The sequence below is a fragment of the Aquabacterium sp. NJ1 genome, assembly GCF_000768065.1.
Taxonomy (GTDB): domain Bacteria; phylum Pseudomonadota; class Gammaproteobacteria; order Burkholderiales; family Burkholderiaceae_C; genus Aquabacterium.
The window spans coordinates 2,758,164-2,777,105 of record NZ_JRKM01000001.1; the positions used below are offsets into that span (position 1 = coordinate 2,758,164).

The following is an 18,942-nucleotide window of genomic DNA, read 5'->3' on the forward strand; positions in this document are numbered from 1 at the left end:
TGTATCGGACATCTCCCCGGACAAAAGAGGGCGCGCTCCGGGCCGACACCAGCCAACATCAGTTGGCACCTTCAACCCAAGCCAGCGTCCATCGCCGATGCGACGAACATCGGCGCCCCCTCACTTGAGGTCCCACCATCATCTGGTTACCGCGTCAAAATGCGGCGCTGATTCAAACAAACTCGACGACAAAGTCAATCAAGGGGGCGAAATGATGGCGACCAAGTGGCCGATGCGGAGGCTTTTTCTTGCCGCGATGGTGTGCACCTTGCAGGCGTGTGGCGGAGGCGGTTCCACATCCAACCCGGACACGCAGGCCTTGCCATCCAACGCCCAGGCTTCGGCATTTGATGGCTCGCACCAATGGGTGGTGAACACAGTCGACACCGATGTCTCGACGGTTGATCTGCCTTACCCGTCAACCTTCCTCACAGGTGGGGCGGGCTCTGCCATTTACTGGGTCAAACCGTCTGGCGGCCAGATGGAACTCAATGTGGTCGAACCCTCGTCCACCAACGGGTGGCAGCCCGTCAAGACGCTCATGTCCGGCCTGCCCATGTCCTTGCAACAGGCGCAGAGGCAAGTGGTGCGAGCCGGCGCCTGGACCCTGCTGGTCTGGAATCCGTATGCGTTCGGTTCCACATCTAATTCGATCTATGCGCGCCTCGTGGGGCCTGGCGTCGACAGTGGGGCCGTGGAGATCGCACACGACTTGTTCATGGTGTTCGATCTTTGGCCAACCGTGTCAGCTGATGGGCATGCGCGCATTTATTGGGCAGATCCTGATGACCACACCTCGACCGGATGGCATCTTGGGGGGCATTTTGAAGGCCCGAACTGGGTGGCTGACCCGCCCATTGCCATCAACAGCACCAGTGATCGATTGCTCGTGGATGCTGATGGACAAGGGTGGCTACAAGAGTACGGTCTGCGCCGACTGGATGCAGCAACCGGCATCGGTCCACGAATACTGTCCGACGCGAATTTCGAAGGCGGCACCAACGTCACCGCTGGCCGGTTTGCCCTGCCCCTGCCCGGTAGCCACATCCTTTTTGCGTCTTCGACCACATCCAGCTCAACAGGCACAGGATGCGTGCAGGCTGTAGAGGTCGATGCGAACCTGAAAGCCCCGGCCGAACGGCCCTGTCTCAATTTGCTCGGCCCGAACACGTCGGCTGTCGGGAACGCCCTGGGCGCGTCCACCGACGACAGCGGGCGTGCCTTGCTGGTATGGTCAGACACAAACGACCATCAACTGTATGCGGCGGCCCGGTCTGCACAAGGTCAGTGGACACCTCTGGGCATGGCTGCGGACCATATCTACAACCGGGTGGCCTGGCCGTTTTCACCCCAGGCGGTCCTCGGCCCAAATGGGCGTATGGCGATTGTGTTCAGCTCCGAGCAAGGTGATCCTGCTTATCACCCGGAAGCCATGACGTACACCTTGTTCGCCGTGCAGTGGGATGGCACAAAGTGGGGGACTGTCAGCCAACTGACCAGCATGGGTGCGAGCACCGAAGCAGTCAAAGCCGCTTTCGACAAAGCAGGCAATTTGGGTGTGCTGTCCATCGAAGCAAAGGACGGAGCCGAATCTGTCAGATTCTGGACGAGCAAGGATGGCATGCAGTGGAGCGACCAAGTCTTGCAAGCCGGGCTGAACTTCACCCACCTGACCTTCATCGGGCGAAGCTACATCCGTTCCGATCTGCGGCTCAACGCGGCATCGGATGGCAGCTGGATGGCTTCGTGGGTTAGCACCAGCACCAGCGGTTTCCGCATCAACGGCGCGACGCTGCGCTGATCACGATTCGGCGCAAAGGGCTCTGCCCAAGCGCCTGATCGTGTCTTGAGGCCAGGGCGCCGCGTCAAGCGCCCTTGCCCTCCTGACCAAACTCACCCCCAATATGCCCACGCCAAAGCATCCAGGCAGAAACATAAGCCCAGATGCCAAAGATGCGTTCGACCAGGGTCACGAACCCCGTGTCCGTGATCGGGCCACCTTGCGTTGCGGCAAGCAGTGAACCCACACCGATGGCCGCCCCGATGCCCACAGCCAGGTGCCCCACCACGATGGCCCACATCAGAAAGGCGGCGTACAAGAGCAGGTGTCATCTCGTCAGAGGTTCGTCCCCGTTGGTGATTGGAGCGGGTTACCTGGCATGGCCGCCTCGGCCGATCAAGGCGCAGGGCTTCTGTGCGGTCAGCAGACGTAGAACAATACGAGCATGCGCACATTCAACGTTCCCGCATTGCGAGGTGGCTTGCTGGCCGTTCTGGCCGCGACGCTGTTTGGCATCAGCACCCCCTTGGTCCAGCGCATTGGCAAAGGCGCTGGGGCATTTGCCACCGCGGCCTTGCTGTACATCGGCGCGGCGTTGATCGGGGCGCTGTTGCGGCAACCGCCTCAGCGCGAAGCAGCCGTCAGCCGGCATGATCTGCCGCGCTTGGGCTGGATGGCATTCTTTGGGGCAGGCGTCGGCCCGGTGGCTCTGGCCTGGGGGCTGCAGCACACCAGCGGCGCCAGTGCATCGCTCATGCTGACGCTGGAGGCGGTCTTCACGGCGCTGTTGGCCAGATGGCTGTATGGCGAGGTGATGGGCACGCGCGTCTGGTCTGCCATGGGGCTGTTGTTGGCGGGTGGCGTGGCGCTGATCCTGGACCGTGGCGGCAGCGGCCAGAGCGAGCTGCTGGGGGCGATGGTCGTCCTGCTTGCGACGATGGCTTGGGGTGTGGACAACACCCTGTCACGGGGTGTGGCCGAGCGCGACCCGGGTCAGGTCGTGCTGCTCAAGTCCACCTTGGGCGCGGTGCTCACTGCAGCGATCGCGGTGGTGGTGCATGAGCCTTTGCCAGGCTGGCAGGCTGCGGTGGGCTTGCTGCTGGTGGGTGCCTCAGGTTATGGCTTGAGCCTGAGGCTGTATCTGCTGGCGCAGCGGACGTTCGGGGCAGCTCGCACGGGCTCTGTCTTTGCATTCGCGCCATTCATCGGGGCCATCCTGGCTGTTGTACTGGGGGAGCGCGCCATGAGCTGGGGCGTGGCGCTGGGCGGCATGTTGATGCTGCTGGGCGTGGTCCTGCATCTGGCCGAATCACACGCGCACGAACATCAACATGAAGCGCTGGAGCACGAGCACGCGCATGCCCATGACGACGGGCATCACGATCACGTCCATCACCCCATGCCGGTCGGGCCGCACAGCCATGTCCACCGGCACGAGCCCGTGCGGCACGCTCACCCGCACACCCCTGATGTCCACCATGCGCACAGGCATTGACGAGTCCGTCATGAAGAGACAGAGCGGCTTGATGCGCCAACGAGTTTCCACGGGCGGCTGCATTTTGCGGGGCAGATGTCGCGGATGTGTTCTCCAGGTGGGTGACTCGCCATGATGGTGATGGGCCGAGTGCGAGAAAATAGCGCCATGACCTCCCTGGCTATTCCCCCTTCAGACGACCCCAAGCCCCAGCCACCCGAGCCGCCAGACATCGACGAATGCTGCGGCAACGGCTGCGACCCCTGCATCTTTGATCGCCATGACATGGCGATGGATGAGTATCGGCAGGCGTTGAGGGCGTGGGAGGCGAGGCAGGGCGGCGCGGCAGATCAGGAGGGCTGAGTGGTCTGACCGCGCTTACTGTTGCGGCGAGCCCGCATGAGCGGCGTCCGGTGCGCACGGGATGCGCAAAGAGTTCGGTTCAACAGGAGTCGCTTCATTGGCGCGCACACCGAATTTGCTTTGGCTGCGCGTTTAGCCACGCGTTCTGTAGCCTCAACGGGGCGGCCTATTTGTTCACGGGCAGGCCGGTGCGAGCGTCGAGCCCCTTTTCCCTACTGAGTCGCGTCATCAGGGCCTCTGATGGCTTGGTGGGGGCAGCCTGATGCACTTTGCTCCATGCGAAGGACCCGTTCCATGGGGGCAGGGATGCTGGAGGCAAGGGCACGATCTGATCGATATCCTTCAGCACAATGTCTTCCTTTTGCTTCTCGATCAGAAACACGCGGATTTGCTCATAGCGCTGAACGCGCTCGGGGTCGTTCTTCGAGGGTTTCTTCAAGAACTGCCTGATCGTATAGCGCTGCCCGGAAAAGATGTCCATCAATGTGGACGCGGCGCTGGCACTGCCGTGCATTGCCGCCTTTTGGAGCATGGGAAGGGCCTCCTTTATCTTGTTTTGACGCAGGAGTTTGTTACCAAGCTCATAACTGGATTCCCCATGGCCTTGTTCCGCCGCACATTGATACAGGGCTATTGCCAAGCCCTTGGTCTCGGGCGACGAAACGTTGACGACATGGGACATGATGGAACGCCCATCCAACCAATCAGCGATGTTGTATTGCGCCTGCGGGCTTCCCAATTCAGCGGCTTTGCGATAGTTGTCCAATGCTTTTTGCATGTCCCAAGCTTGACGGGCATGGCCCGCGATCAGCAAGTACCCATAGGGGTTGCTGTCCGCAACAAGCCTCTGGATGATCTGGTCCACCTCGGCTTCGCGACTCATCCTGGATGGCGTGGCCGTATTGTCGTAGTCCGTATCGATTTGCTGGTACAGCAAATCATTCAGTAGCCAACCCGCCTGAGGATGGTCATGTGCTGCCGCTAGCCGGAGGTATCTTGCGATCTCGGTGAACGCTTGAACCTGAGCTTTGTCCTGGTTGTAGGAGGATCGGTCGCTGTTCAATTGGCGATAGCGACCGTATTGGAATACCTGGTCCACTTCCGCGCTAGGTTGATGGATGTGGACGCTCTCATGCGTGCACTTGAAATTCCATGGTGCCAGGTTCACAGGGCGCTCTGCCGCGACAGCGTGAGACGCCAGAACAGAGAGTGACAGGAGCAAGGACATGATGGTCCGTTGCAGCATGTTAGCGGCGTCTCCGAACCTGCCGCAGTGCGGCGTTGAAGGACGAAAATGAGTGTTGCCCATACCTGTTATGGATGTTAGGTGGATGTCTTTGCGATGCATCCGTTGAGCACCATCAGGCGCCCCACCATGACTAGACAGGGCGCGTGCGCATGAACGCGTTGAATCACTTGCCAGCAGTCAGCGGCCGGCCGGTCTTGGGATCCAGTCCTTTGGCGCGGGCCATTTCAGCGATGCGATTCTCGGTAGGCAAGGGTGGTGGGACATTGGCATTGAACTCTTCTAGCCATTTGATCTTGCCGTCCCAGGGAGGGAGCTTCGCTGGTGGCAGGGGAACGATCTCGTCGATTTCTGGCACCTTGGGATCGAGGTAGTCGTAGTCGGATAGAAAGTCGCCAATGACTTTATATCGACGTGACCGCTCAGGATCGGCCTGAGTGTGGCCCAAATAGCCTAGTTCATTTGAGTTGGAAATTTTGAAACCCAACTCCAACCGACTTGCGGACTGAGCATTTCCCGCCTTAACTCCAAACTGGTATGCCTGAAGGGCTTCCAGTGGCTTCTTTTCGTAAACGTAGACCCCCAGGTTCAGTGCCGCCTCAGCATGCCCCTGCTCTGCGGCACAGCGGTACATCTGCAAGCCGATCTCAACGATATCGGGGGCATGGCTGCGAGCGTCGGTGAGCTTGTCGCCAATCAGATATTGAGCATCGGGACTACCCATATCAGCAGCCTTGCGGTAATAGCGCTTGGCGAGATCCAGATCGCTGACTACGCCATAGCCCTGCATGAGGTAGTTGCCCATATCGTAGTAGCCACCGGGGATGCCACGGCAGATGAGGTCTTCGACCAGATCGACACTTTCCTTGATGGGGTTCGGGCTTTGGGCTTGCCCCTTTTTGAGCATGCCGCGCAAGGCCAGGTTGGCTTTGTCGTGGCCGTAAGCTGTAGCGATGCGCACCAAGCGCTCAATGGCGGGGTAAGCCGCTGCATCGTCCTTGAGCAGGTTATTGCGGCGCAGCCAGCGAGCGTGTTGATAAAGCTGCTCAGCCTCGGGATTACGTGGGGGAATGTGCTCAGCTTCATGCGTGCAAGTGAAGGCCATGTCTGGCCTCAGTCCGGCCATGTCTGGCGTGGCGGAGACGGTCATGCGGGTGTCCTTGGCGTGACATCCAGCGAGCACCAACAGGGCGCTTGTCACAGCGACTGCAAGCACAAGAGAAGAAACGGAACACCGGCGCATGAATGCGGCGAATCACTTGCCAGTGTTCAGCGGCCGGCCGGTCTTGGGATCCAGTCCTTTGGCGCGGGCCATTTCCGCAATGCGCTTTTCGGAAGGCAAAGGCGGAGGCACGTTGGAGTTGAACTCTTCTAACCATTTGAACTTGCCGTCCCAGGGGGGCAGTTTGGCTGGAGGCAAAGGCACGATCTCGTCGATCTCTGGCACCTTGGGATCGAGGTAGTCGTAGTCGGATAGAAAGTCGCCAATGACTTTGTAGCGGCGCGCACGCTCGGAATCGGATGTGGTTTGACCCAGGAAACTTTGGCTTTTGGGATTGGAATCCTTTGAGCCGATTTCTAACCAACTGGCTGATAGAGCATCCCCAGCTTTGACACCTAGCTGAAAGTATTTAAAGGCGTCCACATATTGTGCGGTTGAACCATAGTGGACACCCATGTAATTTGCAGCTTTGGTGTTCCCTTGTTCTGCTGCGCAGCGATGCATTTGCAAGCCGATGTTCACTACGTCAGGAGTGTGACTGCGAGCGTCAACAAGCTTCGATCCAATCAGGTACTGAGCATCGGGGCTGCCCAGGTCAGCGGCTTTGCGGTAGTAGCGTTTGGCCAGGTCCAGATCGCCGACTACGCCATAGCCTTGCATGAGGTAGTTGCCCATGTCGTAGTACCCCCCTGGGATGCCTCGGCGAATGAGGTCTTCGACCAGATCAACGCATTCTTTGATGGGATTGGCACTTTGAGCTTGACCCTTGGTGAGCATGCCGCGCAAGGCCAGGTTTGCTTTCTCGTGACCATAAGCGGTGGCAATGCGTATCAGGCGCTCGATGGTTGGGTATACGGATGGATCGTCCTTGAGTAAATTATTGCGGCGCAGCCAGCGTGCGTGCTGGTAAAGCTGCTCTGCCTCGGCGTCATGTGGGGGAATGTGCTCTGCCTCTTGTGTGCAAGTAAAGGCCATGTCGGGCCTCAGTCCGGCCATGTCTGGCGTGGCGGAGACGGTGATGCGGGTGTCCTTGGCGTGACATCCAGCGAGCACCAACAGGGCGCTTGTCACAGCGACTGCAAGCACAAGAGAAGAAACGGAACACCGGCGCATGAATGCGGCGAATCACTTGCCAGTGTTCAGCGGCCGGCCGGTCTTGGGATCCAGTCCTTTGGCGCGGGCCATTTCCGCAATGCGCTTTTCGGAAGGCAAAGGCGGAGGCACGTTGGAGTTGAACTCTTCTAACCATTTGAACTTGCCGTCCCAGGGGGGCAGTTTGGCTGGAGGCAAAGGCACGATCTCGTCGATCTCAGGCACCTTGGGGTCGAGGTAGTCGTAATCGGCCAAAAAATCGAAAATCAATTTATAGCGTCGACTACGCTCCAGATCTGCGTGTGCCTGTCCGAGATACAACCCAACGTTCGGATCTGTGATCGAGAACCCTTTGGCCATTCGGCTTGCGGACTGAGCATTACCCGCTTTGATGCCAAGCCGGTATGCCTGCATGGCTTCTTGTGGGTTCTTCTCGTAGATGTAGATTCCAAGATTCAAGGCAGCCTCAGCATGCCCCTGCTCGGCTGCGCAACGGTACATCTGCAAGCCGATATCAACGATATCGGGGGAATGACTTCGGGCATCAGTTAGCTTGTCACCAATGAGGTATTGTGCATCCGGACTACCTAGATCGGCAGCTTTGCGGTAATAGCGTTTGGCGAGTTCCAGATCGCTGACTACGCCATAGCCCTGCATGAGGTAGTTGCCCATATCGTAGTAGCCACCGGGGATGCCACGGCAGATGAGGTCTTCGACCAGATCGACACTTTCCTTGATGGGGTTCGGGCTTTGGGCTTGCCCCTTTTTGAGCATGCCGCGCAATGCCAAGTTGGCTTTGTCGTGACCGTAGGCTGAGGCAATACGCACGAGGCGCTCAATCGGAGGATAAGCAGTAATGTCGTCCTTGAGCAGGTTGTTGCGGCGCAGCCATCGCGCGTGCTGGTAAAGCTGCTCGGCCTCGGTATCACGCATTGGAATGTGTTCAGCCTCATGTGTGCAGGTAAAGGCCATGTCGGGCCTCAGTCCTGCCATGTCTGGCGTGGCGGAGACAGTCATACGGGTGTCCTTGGGGAAGAAATGGCGTTGTATACCTAGACCAGCTGCGCCAAAGCCCGTCAAGCTCAGAGCGATTGCGCCAGTTCTCAGCGCCTTATTAATGTGCGATTTAGGAGATGAAAGCATGACGCAGCGGTACTAGTCCCAGTCTTTGCGACTAGGGTCCAAACGTAAAAAGGCGTCTAATGGAGCGACAGGTGCGCGGGCGTTCTTTCGCCGATTTATGTTCTCTTGGACAATAGTTTCCCAAGCATCGTAAGCATCTTTTAAAGGCAAATCTGCTATCCGCTGTCCACCAAAGTTTTTTGTATGCAAATCCCACAACGTTTGCCGCGCCGGTTTCGATACCTCGGGCCGGTCATGGATGATGTTGAGTTCGCTGTCGGTTTCCATGCTGCGCGTGTTGATGTTGGCGCTGCCTAGCGTCATGAAGGTATCGTCAATGATCATGAGCTTGGCATGGACATAGGTTTCCACCCATGATTGCCCTGGCGCGGTATCCGGAGACACGATACGGCAGACCAGCGTCTTGAGGCCGGGGGTGGCCATTTCCGAGGCCGAAATGGTTTGAACGGTCCAGTCGTCGAGGTCTTTTTGAGCCTGCGCCTTACGTTGCTCTGCGGCGCTCAGGCGGGTGTTGACGCTTTCGTAGCGCTGGGTGATGTAATCAGCTGAACCTGGCGTGCCGTCGATGATTCGCACGTCGTTGTCGATGGCATTCCGTTCTCGGTGCAGTTTGTTGATCTCTGCTTGTGCGGCATCCACGTCAGCCTGTCGCTTCTTGTATTCGGCGGCTTGCGATTTGGGTAACTCACCTCGATCAATGCGCGCATCGCGCGTTGCGGCTGGAATGTCGGCCCCGCGCCCGAGGCCTTCCAGCATGCGTTGGGTGTTGTTGGCACCGTCCCCCATGCCCTCATCAGAGGTGTTGGTGATGACGAAGAGGTACAGGCTGCCATGCTTCTCTGGGCGCCTGCCATGCTCAGCCATCGCTTTGGCATGTTGCTTGATCTGGTCTGCCAGGACGGGCCAACGAAAGTATTGGTTTTCGATATAGATGAGCTGCGTCGCGTTGCTCACGGCCTGCAAATACATCTTGGCGATGTGCTTGACCGGCTTACCGTCGGCGCCACCTTGATGCTGGGTTCTCAGGATTTGCGCCGTCAGCGGAACATCAGCACCCTTGGGTTTTTGCTGGTACTTGACCGAAGTCGTCGTCGGCAGCGGATCAGGTTTGGCGTGACCGGGCGCATCCGTGATCGCCTTGTTCCATGCCGCCTGAAAGTTATCGTAAAGGTCGGCAAGAATGGGGCCCGTCACCCTGGATGAAAAATCTTGGCGTGGAAACTGGGCGTTGGCGCCCTTGTTGGGCGCATGAGGGCGGCCTTTGACGCTGTGCTCGTTGGTGTCCCAATACCAGTCCAGCATGTTGTGTCCCATGACAAAACCAACAGCCAGATCTGCAGATTCATGGTCAACGAGCACCATTTTCTGGTGATGCGTTGTGAAGCTGGCCAGCATGCCGCGCGTCTGGGCGGAAATGCCTTTGTCCATGAACCTGTCTGTCGAGATGGACGCTCGGTCTGGTGCGCTGAACCCTCGGCTGCGGAACACGAGATTGTCCATGGACCGGTCGTCGTTGAGGGCGCGGTATTTCTGACGCATTGCGCGGACGACTTCGTGATCTGTATGGGCGTCGTAGACCGCGAACCAATGCTTGCTGTAGTCATGCTGCCAGTCGGATGTGCCGGCCAGACGATCCTTGATGGCCAGGTCTCGCCGGCCAGGCGTGTTGGGTTCACCATTGAAGCCAGTCACACCAATGGTGGCCACTTGCTCTTTGGTGATGCCATTGCTGTACCCCAGATCAATTTCTTGGGACCAGCTCAGCACCCGGATTTTCTTGCCTTCGCGGGCCTTTTGCTCAAGCAATTTGCCAATACAGGGGTGCTTTTCATCACGTATGAAAAACATACTGGGCTGAAAACCCCAGCAGATAATGCAAACGCTTTTGGTTGCTGCCGCGATGGCCTTGTGTATTTCGCGAAAGGCTTCTTCACCGTTAATAAGGAGCCCGAACGTTGCAGGTTTGCGTGAGTACTCTACATCTGAGACGAACCATCGGGGCGTCATCTGAACGGCCATGTTGCTTGAGCGCTCTACAGCAACTGTGGCGGGTTTGGGTTGGGTATCTTGCATCACATCGTCCTGTCGCGTTCAGCTCTGGGCTGACTGTTCGCTTGGCGAGCTATTGACGAGTGCGTTTAAAGCACTCTGGTATTCGGAGCGCGAGGCGCTACTGCTTTGTTTGTCTTCGCCCTTGAAGACGCCCATGGCGGCCAGGGGCCCTTCCGCAGTATTTCGATATCGTTCAACAACGGGGATGTCGTATGTCATTCCGTTGGCCAAAACGACCTTGTATCGTTCAATGGCGGGAGCGTGCTTCAGTTCGATAGAGCCTGATGCATCAAGTACGTCTTGCTTGATCATTGCGCCGTTGGCGAACACTTTGTATGGCATGCCTGCCCATCCGGACATCTGACCGAAGGGAGCACTGTCAAACGTCAACGTCAAAGGTGTTGTCAACGTACTGGTAGGGAAGCCGGGCATATCCTGATTCAGGATCTGAGGCCCCACCATCGACTTCTGCCCTGCCTGCACCGTGATCTTCCCGGGACACTGGGCAGTAAAGCTGCCACCCTCAATCGTGATGCTCGCCCCACCGCTCACAGCCAGCGTCACCTTCTTGGCCGCCGCGATGTTGACCACCCCACTGGCCGTCTTCAACTGCAGCTCCTGCTTGGCTGCAATCTGCGCCGGGCCCGCCTGAGCCTGCATCTCGATCGGCCCTTGCGCCGCGATCATCGTCAGGCCCTTGCCTGCGGCTTCCGCGCCTGGCTGAATCGCTCCTGCCAGCACACCAATAGCCTGCCCCGTGTGCACGCGTGCCTGCCCACCCACCGCAAAGTGCGTGTCTTGCCCGCTGGCGATCTGGGTGGTGTCTTGCGCACTCAGGTGCAGGTCTTGGCCCGCAGTCAGGCCAATGCCGGCTTTACCGACCAAGGCGATATTGGGATCCGCCATGTGCGGCACCTTGCTCTGGCCGGTGCCGGTGGCTTTGGCTGCCGCGTCTGCCTGGGCGTTGGGCAGGCTGCTGGTGCTGACCATGCCGCTGAGGCTCTTGGTCAGCGCAGCGGCGGGGGCGGCCCGGTCGTCCAGGTTGCTCTTGTTGCCGCCCACGCTGCCGGCTGTGGTGGCCAGGCCCACGGTCTGGTGGGTGCTGGCGGCCTGGTGGAAGGTGCTGGCCAGTTGTTGGGCTTGTTTGGCGAGCGCCATGCCGGGGGCGTTGTCGCCGGCTGGTGTGCCGGTCTGGCCCAAGCCATTGCCCAGGCCGAAGGTGCTGAGCATCACGCCGCGTGCGGCGCGCAGGCCGCCCCAGGCGTCGGTGCGCAGCTCGAAGCCCAGGCCGCGGAAAGAGCCACGGTGGTTATCGGCCTGGTGCAGCAGGTGGCCCATTTGCAGCCAGGTCTGGCTTTGGGTGCTGTGCAGCTGGGCGCGCAGCTGGCCGGGGGTGTCGTCGAACACGAGCTGGTTGTAGCCGCTGCCGCCGAATTCCTTGCTCTTGACGCCGCTGAGCGCCGCGGCGTTGGCCTGGCCTTCTGAGTCTTCGGTGGCGGCCCCCGGTGCGGCGCCGTGCCAGGCGGGGCTGTTGCCGCCGCTGCCTGAGCCCACGAGGTTCATCTGGCTGCTGGGGCTGTGGTCGGTGGATTCGGCCAGGGCGGCGGTGTCGGCTTCGGCGGGCTGGCCGCCCGGGGTGCGGGGCACGCCCGATTCGCCACGGCCGTTGTACAGGCTGGCCATGACGAAGGGGCGGTCGATGTCGTTGCCCAGGAAGCCAACCAGCACCTCCTGCCCGATGCGGGGGATGAACTGGTGGCCCATGCCAGGGCCGGTCAGGCGTTGCATGACGCGCAGCCAGCAGCTGTGGTCGCTGTTGGCGCGCTGAGGGGCGAAGGCGTTGGCCTGCCAGTGGAACTGGACCTTGATGCGGCCAAGCTGGTCGGTGTAGAGCTCGTCGGCGCCGCTGGCGTTCACGTTGCCATCGGGGCCAACGACGATGGCGGTTTGCGGGCCCAGCGCGGTGGGGCGCGGGCGGGGGCGCAGGCCGGTGTCGTCCATCAGCACGGCGCGCCAGGGCACGTTGCGGCGCAGGGCCTGGAACTGGCAGGCGTAGCCGGTCTGGGCGGCGCGCTGGTACAGGGCGGTGCTGTCCACGGCGAAGGTGTCCGGGCCGGTGGCGGCGAGTGCGGGCAGGTCGGCGGCGCCCAGGGTCTTGGCGATCTTGTCGCTCAGTTCCTTGGGCAGGTTGTTGATGCCGATGACGTCGCAGCCGGTGACGAAGAACTGTTTGTCCTCGTCGGCCAGGCCAAAGGCGGAGAGCGGGTCCAGCGTGGACTGGGTGACGGCGAACCAGGTGCCGGCGCGCAGGGTGCGCACGGTGCCGCGGCCCAGCCAGGTCTTGTAGCGGGCCTCGTGGGCTTCCTGCAGGCGGGTGGCGGCGAACTGCGCTTCGGCCTGGTTGCCAAAAACGAAATCACCCGTTGGGTCGTAGCTGGTGAGCCAGCTTTGCAGGCTGGTGGCCTCGTCGCCACCCCATTCGTGCGCGGTGGGCACCTCGGCGGTGATGGCGGCGTGGGCCTTGTAGTCCCAGCCTTGCAGCACGGTGCCGGTGGGGCCGATCTGGCGCACGCTGCCCAGGGCCTGGATGCTGTCTTGCACTTCCTGGCTGCTGCTGCCGTGGAAGCGGATGCCGGCGCCCCCCAGGCTGCTGGCGCTGATGGCGTCTTGCGGTTGCTGCGCGCTGCTGACGAAGAAGACCACGGTGTGGCCGCCCGGGGCGGATTCGTCTTCCTCGACGCGCCAGCAGATGCCTTCTTCGGCCAGCAGGCGCTGCACGAAGGCCAGGTCGGTTTCGCGGTATTGCACGCAGTAGGCGCGCTGGCCGCCGTTGCGGGCGAACAGGCCTTCGGCCACGTAGGTGGCGACGTCGTCGTCCCACTTCCAGGCGGCGATGCTGCTGTGGTCGGCGAACACGTCTTCGACGATCTCGATGACCGACTTTTCTTGCCAGACGCGGCTGTTGAGCGTGTGGCCCAGCAGCGCCATCCAGGGCTGGATCAGCAGGCCTTTGCGGGCGAAGCCGCCATCGGCTTCCAGGGCGCTGGCTTCCACGACGTAGCCGCTGCGGCGGGCCTTGCCGCCATCGGCCAGGGTGGTTTCCAGGGTGATGGGGCGGGCGTAGAGCTGCTTGAGCTCGACCTGGGCGTGGAGCACCAGGGCGTTGACGTACAGCGAAAACGGTTCGGACACGGCCTCGTGCATGACGAAGCTCTCGACCATCAGGTCGGCCGGCAGGCTGCGCTCGCTGCTGGGCGCGCTCAGGGTGTAGAGGCGGGTGTCGCTGCCCCATTGGGCGAGGAGGCCGCCCAGGGTCGAGTCAACGGCCGACCTGGTGGCCGAAAGGGCGGCATCCAGCCCACCCTTCAGAAATGAAGAATCCAGCCCCATTGCGGGTTCCCTGATTTGTGATGTCGTGTTTGATCGGATCGAGGGGGAATTCTCCCGTTGAACCGACGGCGGGCGGGCCACCCCCTTGGGGTGTATGTGCAACCTGCTGTAACCAATCTGGGGCACGCCGTAACCGTTCGTGAACTGGCGCACGCTCCGCCCTTTGTTTCACCCTTCAAAGCGCGTCAGGGGGATCAAGCTCTCGACCAGTCGGCCGAAAACGAAAGACGATCTAGCCGCCTCATCCACCGGAGAGTCTGACCATGGGTCAAAAAACCACCGCCCAAGCCCTGCGCGAACAATTGATGGCCCCTCATGCCATCGAGCGCGTCCATGCCATGCACGCCCTGGAGCTGGAGCTGGAAGAAGCCCGCGCCAACCCGGTGGCCGATGAACTGGAGGCGTTTACCGCCCGCGGCATCCCCTATTACGCGCCGGAAGACCCGGATTACCGCGAGTGGGTGGCCAAGGCCGTGGCCTACTGGGAAAAGCTGCATGCCGAGCCGCATGCCCCCGTGCCCCGCATGAGCGCTGCCAAGGTGCGCGGCGGCCGCGCCAAGCACCTGGCCTGAACCTGCGCCTGCTCTGCTTGTCCCGCTGACCGGCAGGGCTGCCCCGGCTGCCCTATGATCGCCCCGCGCACCGCTGTCGAGGTGCGGGGTGAGCCTGCATGACATTGCCTGAGCAGATCCGCGTGCTGGAGCGCGGCTGGCTATCGTCCAACAACATCGTGTTCCTGGACGACGATGGCGCCACGGTGGTGGACACCGGTTATGTCACGCACCTGGATGACACCATCCGCCTGATCGACGAGGCCCGTGAGGGCCGGCCACTGCGCCGCATCGTCAACACCCACATCCATTCCGATCACGCCGGTGGCAATGCCGGCTTGAAGGCCTTGCATGGCTGCGAGGTGTGGATCCCGCCCGGCGAGGCCGAGTTGGTGGACGTGTGGGACGAAGACCGCCTGAGTTACCGCCGCACCAGCCAGTTGTGCCCGCCCTTCCGCTATGACGCCCTGATCCACCCGAACGACACCTTGCGGCTGGGTGGCGAGGATTGGCGTGTGCTGCCTGCTGCGGGGCACGACCACGCCATGGTGATGTTGTGGTGTGAGCGCCTGGGCATCCTCTTGTCAGCCGATGCCTTGTGGCAAAAGGGCTTTGGCGTGATCTTCCCGGAGCTGGCCGGCATCCCCGGTTTTGCCGAGCAGAAGGCGACGCTGGATTTGATCGGGCAATTGCAGCCGCGTTGGGTGATCCCCGGGCATGGGGCGCCTTTCAGTGGTGAGGCGGTGGATGCGGCTTTGATGGCCGCGCATTCACGCATCGATTGGCTGATGGAGGAGCCGCGCCGCAACTCGGACAACGCGCTGAAGGTGCTGCTGGCCTTCAAGCTGCTGGAGGCCAGGCGCTTGACCTTGCCCGAGCTCGCCGACATGGTGCGCACGAGCGTGCAAGGCAACGTGGCCATGCAGGCGCATTACCCGCATGAGCCCGAGGTGATGGCGGCATTCATGGCCGAGCAATTGGTCAGGGCCGGTGCGGCCACGCGTGAAGGCGACACCCTGATCGCCCCACGCTGAGCCTGGTTCGGTGCCGTTGCGCCTGACTCAGTTGGCGCGCACCTGGAACACGCTGGAGGTGCCGGTGAACGGCGTGATGGTGCCGATCAGGTTCTTGGCGTCGCCATAGTGGACGATGCGGTAGCTGCCGGGCGGCGTGCCAGCTGGGATCGTCCAGCTGATGTCGGCGGCGGATTCGGCACCGAAGGTGCGCACCCAACGGTAGCGTGTCGCCCAGTCGCCATCATCGGCCACCGCTTGCCAGCTGCTGCCCACCAGGCGCTGCACTTCGAGGAAGGTGCCGTTGCGGTGCAGGTTGTTCTTGGGGTGCCCGGTCTGGAAGCGCACGCTCACCGTGTCGCCCGGCGCGTAGCTGCTGGCCACGTCCGTCAGCACCTGGCCGAAGCGTTTGCCCAAGGCGGGCAGGTCCATCACCACGCCGGTCTGGAAGTTGAGCTGGCTGTTGCTCAGGTCGCGCGGTTGCAGGGTGTTGATGGTCGGCTGGTTGTTGGCCATGTCGTACGCCAGCTTGTTGAGCTCCTGCTGGTAGGCCGGCTGCGTGTAGGGCCCAAACAGGGTGCTGCCACCTTCGTAGTCCTGGATGCTGTATTCCTCGGGCGTGGTGATGTACTCGGTGTAGGCATTGGTGTAGCCCACCACCAGCACCTGCCTGATGTCGACGCCCAGCGTGCGGGCCAGTTGCCGGCGGATGCGGTAGCCCGACATGATGGTGGGCTCGCCCGGCAGCGTGGCCAGGTAGAGCGAACCCAGGCGGACCAGTTGCAGCGGCAGCACTTCGGGCGCCCAGGGGTAGGGCTTCATGTCACCCACGGGGATCACGACTTCCTTGACACCCTGACATTGCTTGAGCGTTTCGGAGGGCCAGAACACCAGGCCGCCAATCGCCGCGAGGAAGGGGTTGGACTGACCCTCCTTGGCGATGCCCGGGCCGGGGCCGTCTTCTTCACTGCCGGCGGCGAAGCTGGTGCCCAGGGCCGCCGGGCAGGTGCTGTGCGGCTGGCCATCGGGTGTGTACGCGCCGGAGACGGCCACCTGGCTCATGTTCACGTAGCGCATGCGGTAGTCCACCGCGCCTTGCAAGGTGGTGCTCGATTGCGCTGACAGCTGCAAGGCCTTGTCGGCCTGACGCTGGCCGATGATGCGGGTGTTCTCGAACTCGTCGTCGGTGGGGCCGCTGCCAGGCTTAAGGTTCAGGTTGGGCGACATGTCGCCGGGGTTGGTCTGCCCGAATGCGGCCACGAAGGGCGCCTTGTCGCTGCGGTAGCGCACGCCGGCCTGGTCATGCTCCCAGTGGTAGGCGGCGTAGCCCTTGTTGTCCCCGCTGATCAGCGTGTTGCTGTTGGTCATGCTCGTGCCATGGGTGGGGAACAGGCTGAGCGCGCCCACCGGCCTGCCGCTTTGGCGGAAGGTCAGCACGCTCATGAGCGGGTCGATCTCCAGCGGGAAGGCGGCGCGGTCGCTGGCGGGGTTGAGGCGGAAGGCTGGTGCCGAGCGGTTGCGGCTGGCGTTGGTGAGCTCGCCCTGGTTGAGCAGGATGTCGCCCGGGGCCTTGCTCAGGTGGGCTTTGTCGATGGCCTCGACGATGCCGTCCACGATGGCGTTGAAGGTCTTTTGCTGGAAGCCCAGGATGGTGATGTTGTAGAGCGCGTAGTGCGAGTAACCACCGGGCCCGGCGTGCGTGTGCGTGGCGCTGATGAGCACGTTCTGCTCGTTGTACAGCGCGCCGTACTTGGCGGCCAGGCGCTTGAGCACGGCCTGGTGGATGGCTTGGGTGACCAGGCCCGTGTCGGCGATGACGATGACAGCGGATTTTTGGGTGGCGGCATCCTGCACGATGAAGGCGCGTGCGCGCAATCGCTGGTGGATGCCCGATGTTTTCTGCGTGAGCTCGGCGTAGCCCATCATGCCGACCTCGGCGGCCTCGCCGGTGATGTCGCTCATGCCGACGCCCACTTGGTAAGGCGGCGTGGCGGCCCGCGCCGTGCCGGCATGAGCGAGGGCGCCCATGGCCAGGGCCAGAGCGAGCTTGGAGAGGCGATGCAGCGGGCGCATGGGGGCTCCTTTCTGGTGACGACGTGGGCGTGGTAGCGCGGTCAGAAGCGCTTGGCGATGCTGGCCATCAGCGCGGGCTTGTCGATGCGCTTGACCGACGTGCCATCGGTGGTTGCCGTGTTGCCGTAATAGCTGTTGCGCATGCTGCCACCAACGATGTCGGCTTCAAAGTCAAAACCCCAGCGCGTGTGGCTGACGCCCAGCTTGTAGTCCAGCGTGTTGAGGAAGGAGAAGTTGTGCACGGCGGTGTAGCCCAGGTGCGTGACCAGTTTGGTGCTGCCATTGAGCGGGATCCTGGCTTCAACCTGCAGCAGCTGCGAGCCACGGCTGTTGTGGTAGCCGCGGTCATAGCAGCTCATGGCCTCGGACAGGTCGGCCCCGCCGTTCTGGATCATGCCGATCTGGGCGGCGCTGCCACACACCACCGAGGTGTTGTTGCCACGGAAGTCCTTGCTCAGCACCAGCATGTAGCGGGCTTCGATGATGCCGTAGCCGAACTCGAACAGGCCGAAGCTGGTGTCGAAGTTGGTCTTGATCAGCTCGGCGGGTGCGCCCATGGCGTAGGCGATTTCGTTGTCATGCACCTCCACCGACGAGCCGGGGAACATCTCATGCGCCGCGCCCACGCCGAAGTGCCAGGCTTCCGGTTTGCCCCAGCGGTAACCGAGCGCGGCCACGGCGGTGGTCTTGTTGCCATCGGGGAAGCTCTCCTTGGCCACCGTGCCCAGTTGCAGGTAGCCCAGGAAGCCGGACTCGTGCGCGGCCGTGACGGTGAACTCGGCGCCGGGGCGGCGGTAGGTGTCCGACAGGCCGTTGGTGCGGCGATCGGTCAGCACCTTGGCTTCCATGTCGAGCGAGTAGGTCTGGATCTCGGGCTCACCCGGGGCGGCGGCTTGGGCCGATGCGGCGGCGGCCAGCATGAGGGCGGTCAGTGCGGCGGACGTGATGGCAGAGAGGGACAGGGTGGACTTCATGGCTTGTCTCCGGAAAGGGGCCGCTCGTGTCGGCTTGGGTTTGAATCGATTGCGGACGATGGGTCGGGCTAATGCGCCTTGCAGCCTGCGGGCAGCGTGGCCACGCGGCTCATCTCTTCGGTCTCGCCGAGGATCTCGGCCCCGATGTAGGCGCGCAGGGACAAGGTGTCCTTGTTGACGCGCACGGTGGCCTTGTAGTTCTTCTTGGTGCGCGGGTCGTGAACCCAACCGTCGCGCCAGGCCTCGTCGTCGTACTTCTTGAGCTTGGCGATCATCAGGCCGCAGGTGTCCAGCGGGGTGCCGGCGTCCTTGTCCCACACGATGGTGGCGCACAGGGCGCCGGCCGGGTCGGTGCAGTCCTTGAACTCGATCACCGCGCCTTTGTCGGCGCTGAGCCAGAGGCCTTTGGCGTCGTTGGGGCCGGGGGGCGTCTGGGCGGCGCAAGCGGCCGAGCCGGTGAGCAGGGCAGTGACGGCCGTGACAAGGCCGACGATGGGCAAACGCTTCATCATCATCTTCTCCAATACGACAGAGACGGTGCCCTCAACCGCGCCTTCACGGGCGCAGGC

At 61.9% G+C, this 18,942-nt stretch carries 15 protein-coding genes; 5 read left to right on the forward strand and 10 right to left on the reverse strand.

Going from position 1 to position 18,942, the window contains the following annotated elements; translation table 11 throughout:
- Positions 1-211: 211 nt before the first annotated feature.
- Positions 212-1,801: a hypothetical protein gene (locus JY96_RS11790; RefSeq protein WP_035037650.1), complete on the forward strand. Its 1,590-nt coding sequence runs from the start codon at positions 212-214 to the stop codon at positions 1,799-1,801.
- A gap of 64 nt (positions 1,802-1,865) precedes the next feature.
- Here the strand turns inward: JY96_RS11790 and JY96_RS11795 are convergent, their stop codons facing one another.
- Positions 1,866-2,099, reverse strand: coding sequence for a hypothetical protein (locus tag JY96_RS11795; RefSeq protein WP_035037653.1), 234 nt, complete (start codon positions 2,097-2,099; stop codon positions 1,866-1,868).
- A 126-nt stretch (positions 2,100-2,225) separates the two neighbouring features.
- Between JY96_RS11795 and JY96_RS11800 the strand changes: the two genes are divergently transcribed.
- Positions 2,226-3,275 (forward strand): DMT family transporter, encoded by a 1,050-nt coding sequence (locus JY96_RS11800; RefSeq protein ID WP_035037655.1) that lies wholly within the window; start codon positions 2,226-2,228, stop codon positions 3,273-3,275.
- Between the two features lie 147 nt (positions 3,276-3,422).
- Positions 3,423-3,617, forward strand: coding sequence for an oxidoreductase-like domain-containing protein (locus tag JY96_RS11805; protein ID WP_035042463.1), 195 nt, complete (start codon positions 3,423-3,425; stop codon positions 3,615-3,617).
- A 166-nt stretch (positions 3,618-3,783) separates the two neighbouring features.
- Here JY96_RS11805 and JY96_RS11810 read toward each other — a convergent pair whose 3' ends face one another.
- The 6 genes from JY96_RS11810 to JY96_RS11835 form a co-directional block, all read right to left on the reverse strand.
- Positions 3,784-4,863, reverse strand: a complete 1,080-nt coding sequence (locus JY96_RS11810) for a sel1 repeat family protein (RefSeq protein ID WP_035037658.1) — start codon at positions 4,861-4,863, stop codon at positions 3,784-3,786.
- A 166-nt stretch (positions 4,864-5,029) separates the two neighbouring features.
- Positions 5,030-6,013 carry a sel1 repeat family protein gene (locus tag JY96_RS11815; RefSeq protein WP_161784312.1) on the reverse strand — a complete coding sequence of 328 codons (984 nt, stop codon included), beginning with the start codon at positions 6,011-6,013 and terminating at the stop codon, positions 5,030-5,032.
- 105 nt (positions 6,014-6,118) lie between these two features.
- The gene (locus JY96_RS11820) at positions 6,119-7,156 is read right to left on the reverse strand and encodes a sel1 repeat family protein (protein ID WP_161784313.1); all 1,038 of its coding nucleotides are present in this window, start codon (positions 7,154-7,156) and stop codon (positions 6,119-6,121) included.
- Between the two features lie 54 nt (positions 7,157-7,210).
- Positions 7,211-8,194 carry a sel1 repeat family protein gene (locus JY96_RS11825; protein ID WP_052162440.1) on the reverse strand — a complete coding sequence of 328 codons (984 nt, stop codon included), beginning with the start codon at positions 8,192-8,194 and terminating at the stop codon, positions 7,211-7,213.
- A 138-nt stretch (positions 8,195-8,332) separates the two neighbouring features.
- The gene (locus JY96_RS11830) at positions 8,333-10,393 is read right to left on the reverse strand and encodes a phosphatidylserine/phosphatidylglycerophosphate/cardiolipin synthase family protein (protein WP_081961211.1); all 2,061 of its coding nucleotides are present in this window, start codon (positions 10,391-10,393) and stop codon (positions 8,333-8,335) included.
- Positions 10,394-10,411: 18 nt separating this feature from the next.
- Positions 10,412-13,762 (reverse strand): type VI secretion system Vgr family protein, encoded by a 3,351-nt coding sequence (locus JY96_RS11835; protein WP_052162442.1) that lies wholly within the window; start codon positions 13,760-13,762, stop codon positions 10,412-10,414.
- Positions 13,763-14,025: 263 nt separating this feature from the next.
- Between JY96_RS11835 and JY96_RS11840 the strand changes: the two genes are divergently transcribed.
- A complete protein-coding gene (locus tag JY96_RS11840) occupies positions 14,026-14,334 on the forward strand; it encodes a hypothetical protein (protein WP_035037661.1) in 309 nt (102 codons plus the stop codon).
- A 98-nt stretch (positions 14,335-14,432) separates the two neighbouring features.
- Positions 14,433-15,347 (forward strand): MBL fold metallo-hydrolase, encoded by a 915-nt coding sequence (locus JY96_RS11845; RefSeq protein ID WP_035037662.1) that lies wholly within the window; start codon positions 14,433-14,435, stop codon positions 15,345-15,347.
- Positions 15,348-15,374: 27 nt separating this feature from the next.
- Here JY96_RS11845 and JY96_RS11850 read toward each other — a convergent pair whose 3' ends face one another.
- The 3 genes from JY96_RS11850 to JY96_RS11860 all read right to left on the reverse strand — a co-directional run bounded on the left by JY96_RS11850 (position 15,375) and on the right by JY96_RS11860 (position 18,882).
- Positions 15,375-17,399 (reverse strand): neutral/alkaline ceramidase, encoded by a 2,025-nt coding sequence (locus JY96_RS11850; protein WP_035037665.1) that lies wholly within the window; start codon positions 17,397-17,399, stop codon positions 15,375-15,377.
- Positions 17,400-17,440: 41 nt separating this feature from the next.
- Positions 17,441-18,373, reverse strand: coding sequence for a hypothetical protein (locus tag JY96_RS11855; protein ID WP_052162443.1), 933 nt, complete (start codon positions 18,371-18,373; stop codon positions 17,441-17,443).
- A gap of 68 nt (positions 18,374-18,441) precedes the next feature.
- The gene (locus tag JY96_RS11860) at positions 18,442-18,882 is read right to left on the reverse strand and encodes a DUF2147 domain-containing protein (protein WP_035042485.1); all 441 of its coding nucleotides are present in this window, start codon (positions 18,880-18,882) and stop codon (positions 18,442-18,444) included.
- Between the last annotated feature and the right edge of the window lie 60 nt (positions 18,883-18,942).

What these genes read in the sequence shown, in the direction of transcription:
- JY96_RS11790 (WP_035037650.1), top strand. Translation starts at nt 212, where the DNA reads ATGATGGCGACCAAGTGGCCGATGCGGAGGCTTTTTCTTGCCGCGATG.
- JY96_RS11800 (WP_035037655.1), top strand. Translation starts at nt 2,226, where the DNA reads ATGCGCACATTCAACGTTCCCGCATTGCGAGGTGGCTTGCTGGCCGTT.
- JY96_RS11805 (WP_035042463.1), top strand. Translation starts at nt 3,423, where the DNA reads ATGACCTCCCTGGCTATTCCCCCTTCAGACGACCCCAAGCCCCAGCCA.
- JY96_RS11810 (WP_035037658.1), bottom strand. Translation starts at nt 4,863, where the DNA reads ATGCTGCAACGGACCATCATGTCCTTGCTCCTGTCACTCTCTGTTCTG.
- JY96_RS11815 (WP_161784312.1), bottom strand. Translation starts at nt 6,013, where the DNA reads ATGACCGTCTCCGCCACGCCAGACATGGCCGGACTGAGGCCAGACATG.
- JY96_RS11825 (WP_052162440.1), bottom strand. Translation starts at nt 8,194, where the DNA reads ATGACTGTCTCCGCCACGCCAGACATGGCAGGACTGAGGCCCGACATG.
- JY96_RS11830 (WP_081961211.1), bottom strand. Translation starts at nt 10,393, where the DNA reads ATGCAAGATACCCAACCCAAACCCGCCACAGTTGCTGTAGAGCGCTCA.
- JY96_RS11835 (WP_052162442.1), bottom strand. Translation starts at nt 13,762, where the DNA reads ATGGGGCTGGATTCTTCATTTCTGAAGGGTGGGCTGGATGCCGCCCTT.
- JY96_RS11840 (WP_035037661.1), top strand. Translation starts at nt 14,026, where the DNA reads ATGGGTCAAAAAACCACCGCCCAAGCCCTGCGCGAACAATTGATGGCC.
- JY96_RS11845 (WP_035037662.1), top strand. Translation starts at nt 14,433, where the DNA reads ATGACATTGCCTGAGCAGATCCGCGTGCTGGAGCGCGGCTGGCTATCG.
- JY96_RS11850 (WP_035037665.1), bottom strand. Translation starts at nt 17,399, where the DNA reads ATGCGCCCGCTGCATCGCCTCTCCAAGCTCGCTCTGGCCCTGGCCATG.
- JY96_RS11855 (WP_052162443.1), bottom strand. Translation starts at nt 18,373, where the DNA reads ATGAAGTCCACCCTGTCCCTCTCTGCCATCACGTCCGCCGCACTGACC.
- JY96_RS11860 (WP_035042485.1), bottom strand. Translation starts at nt 18,882, where the DNA reads ATGAAGCGTTTGCCCATCGTCGGCCTTGTCACGGCCGTCACTGCCCTG.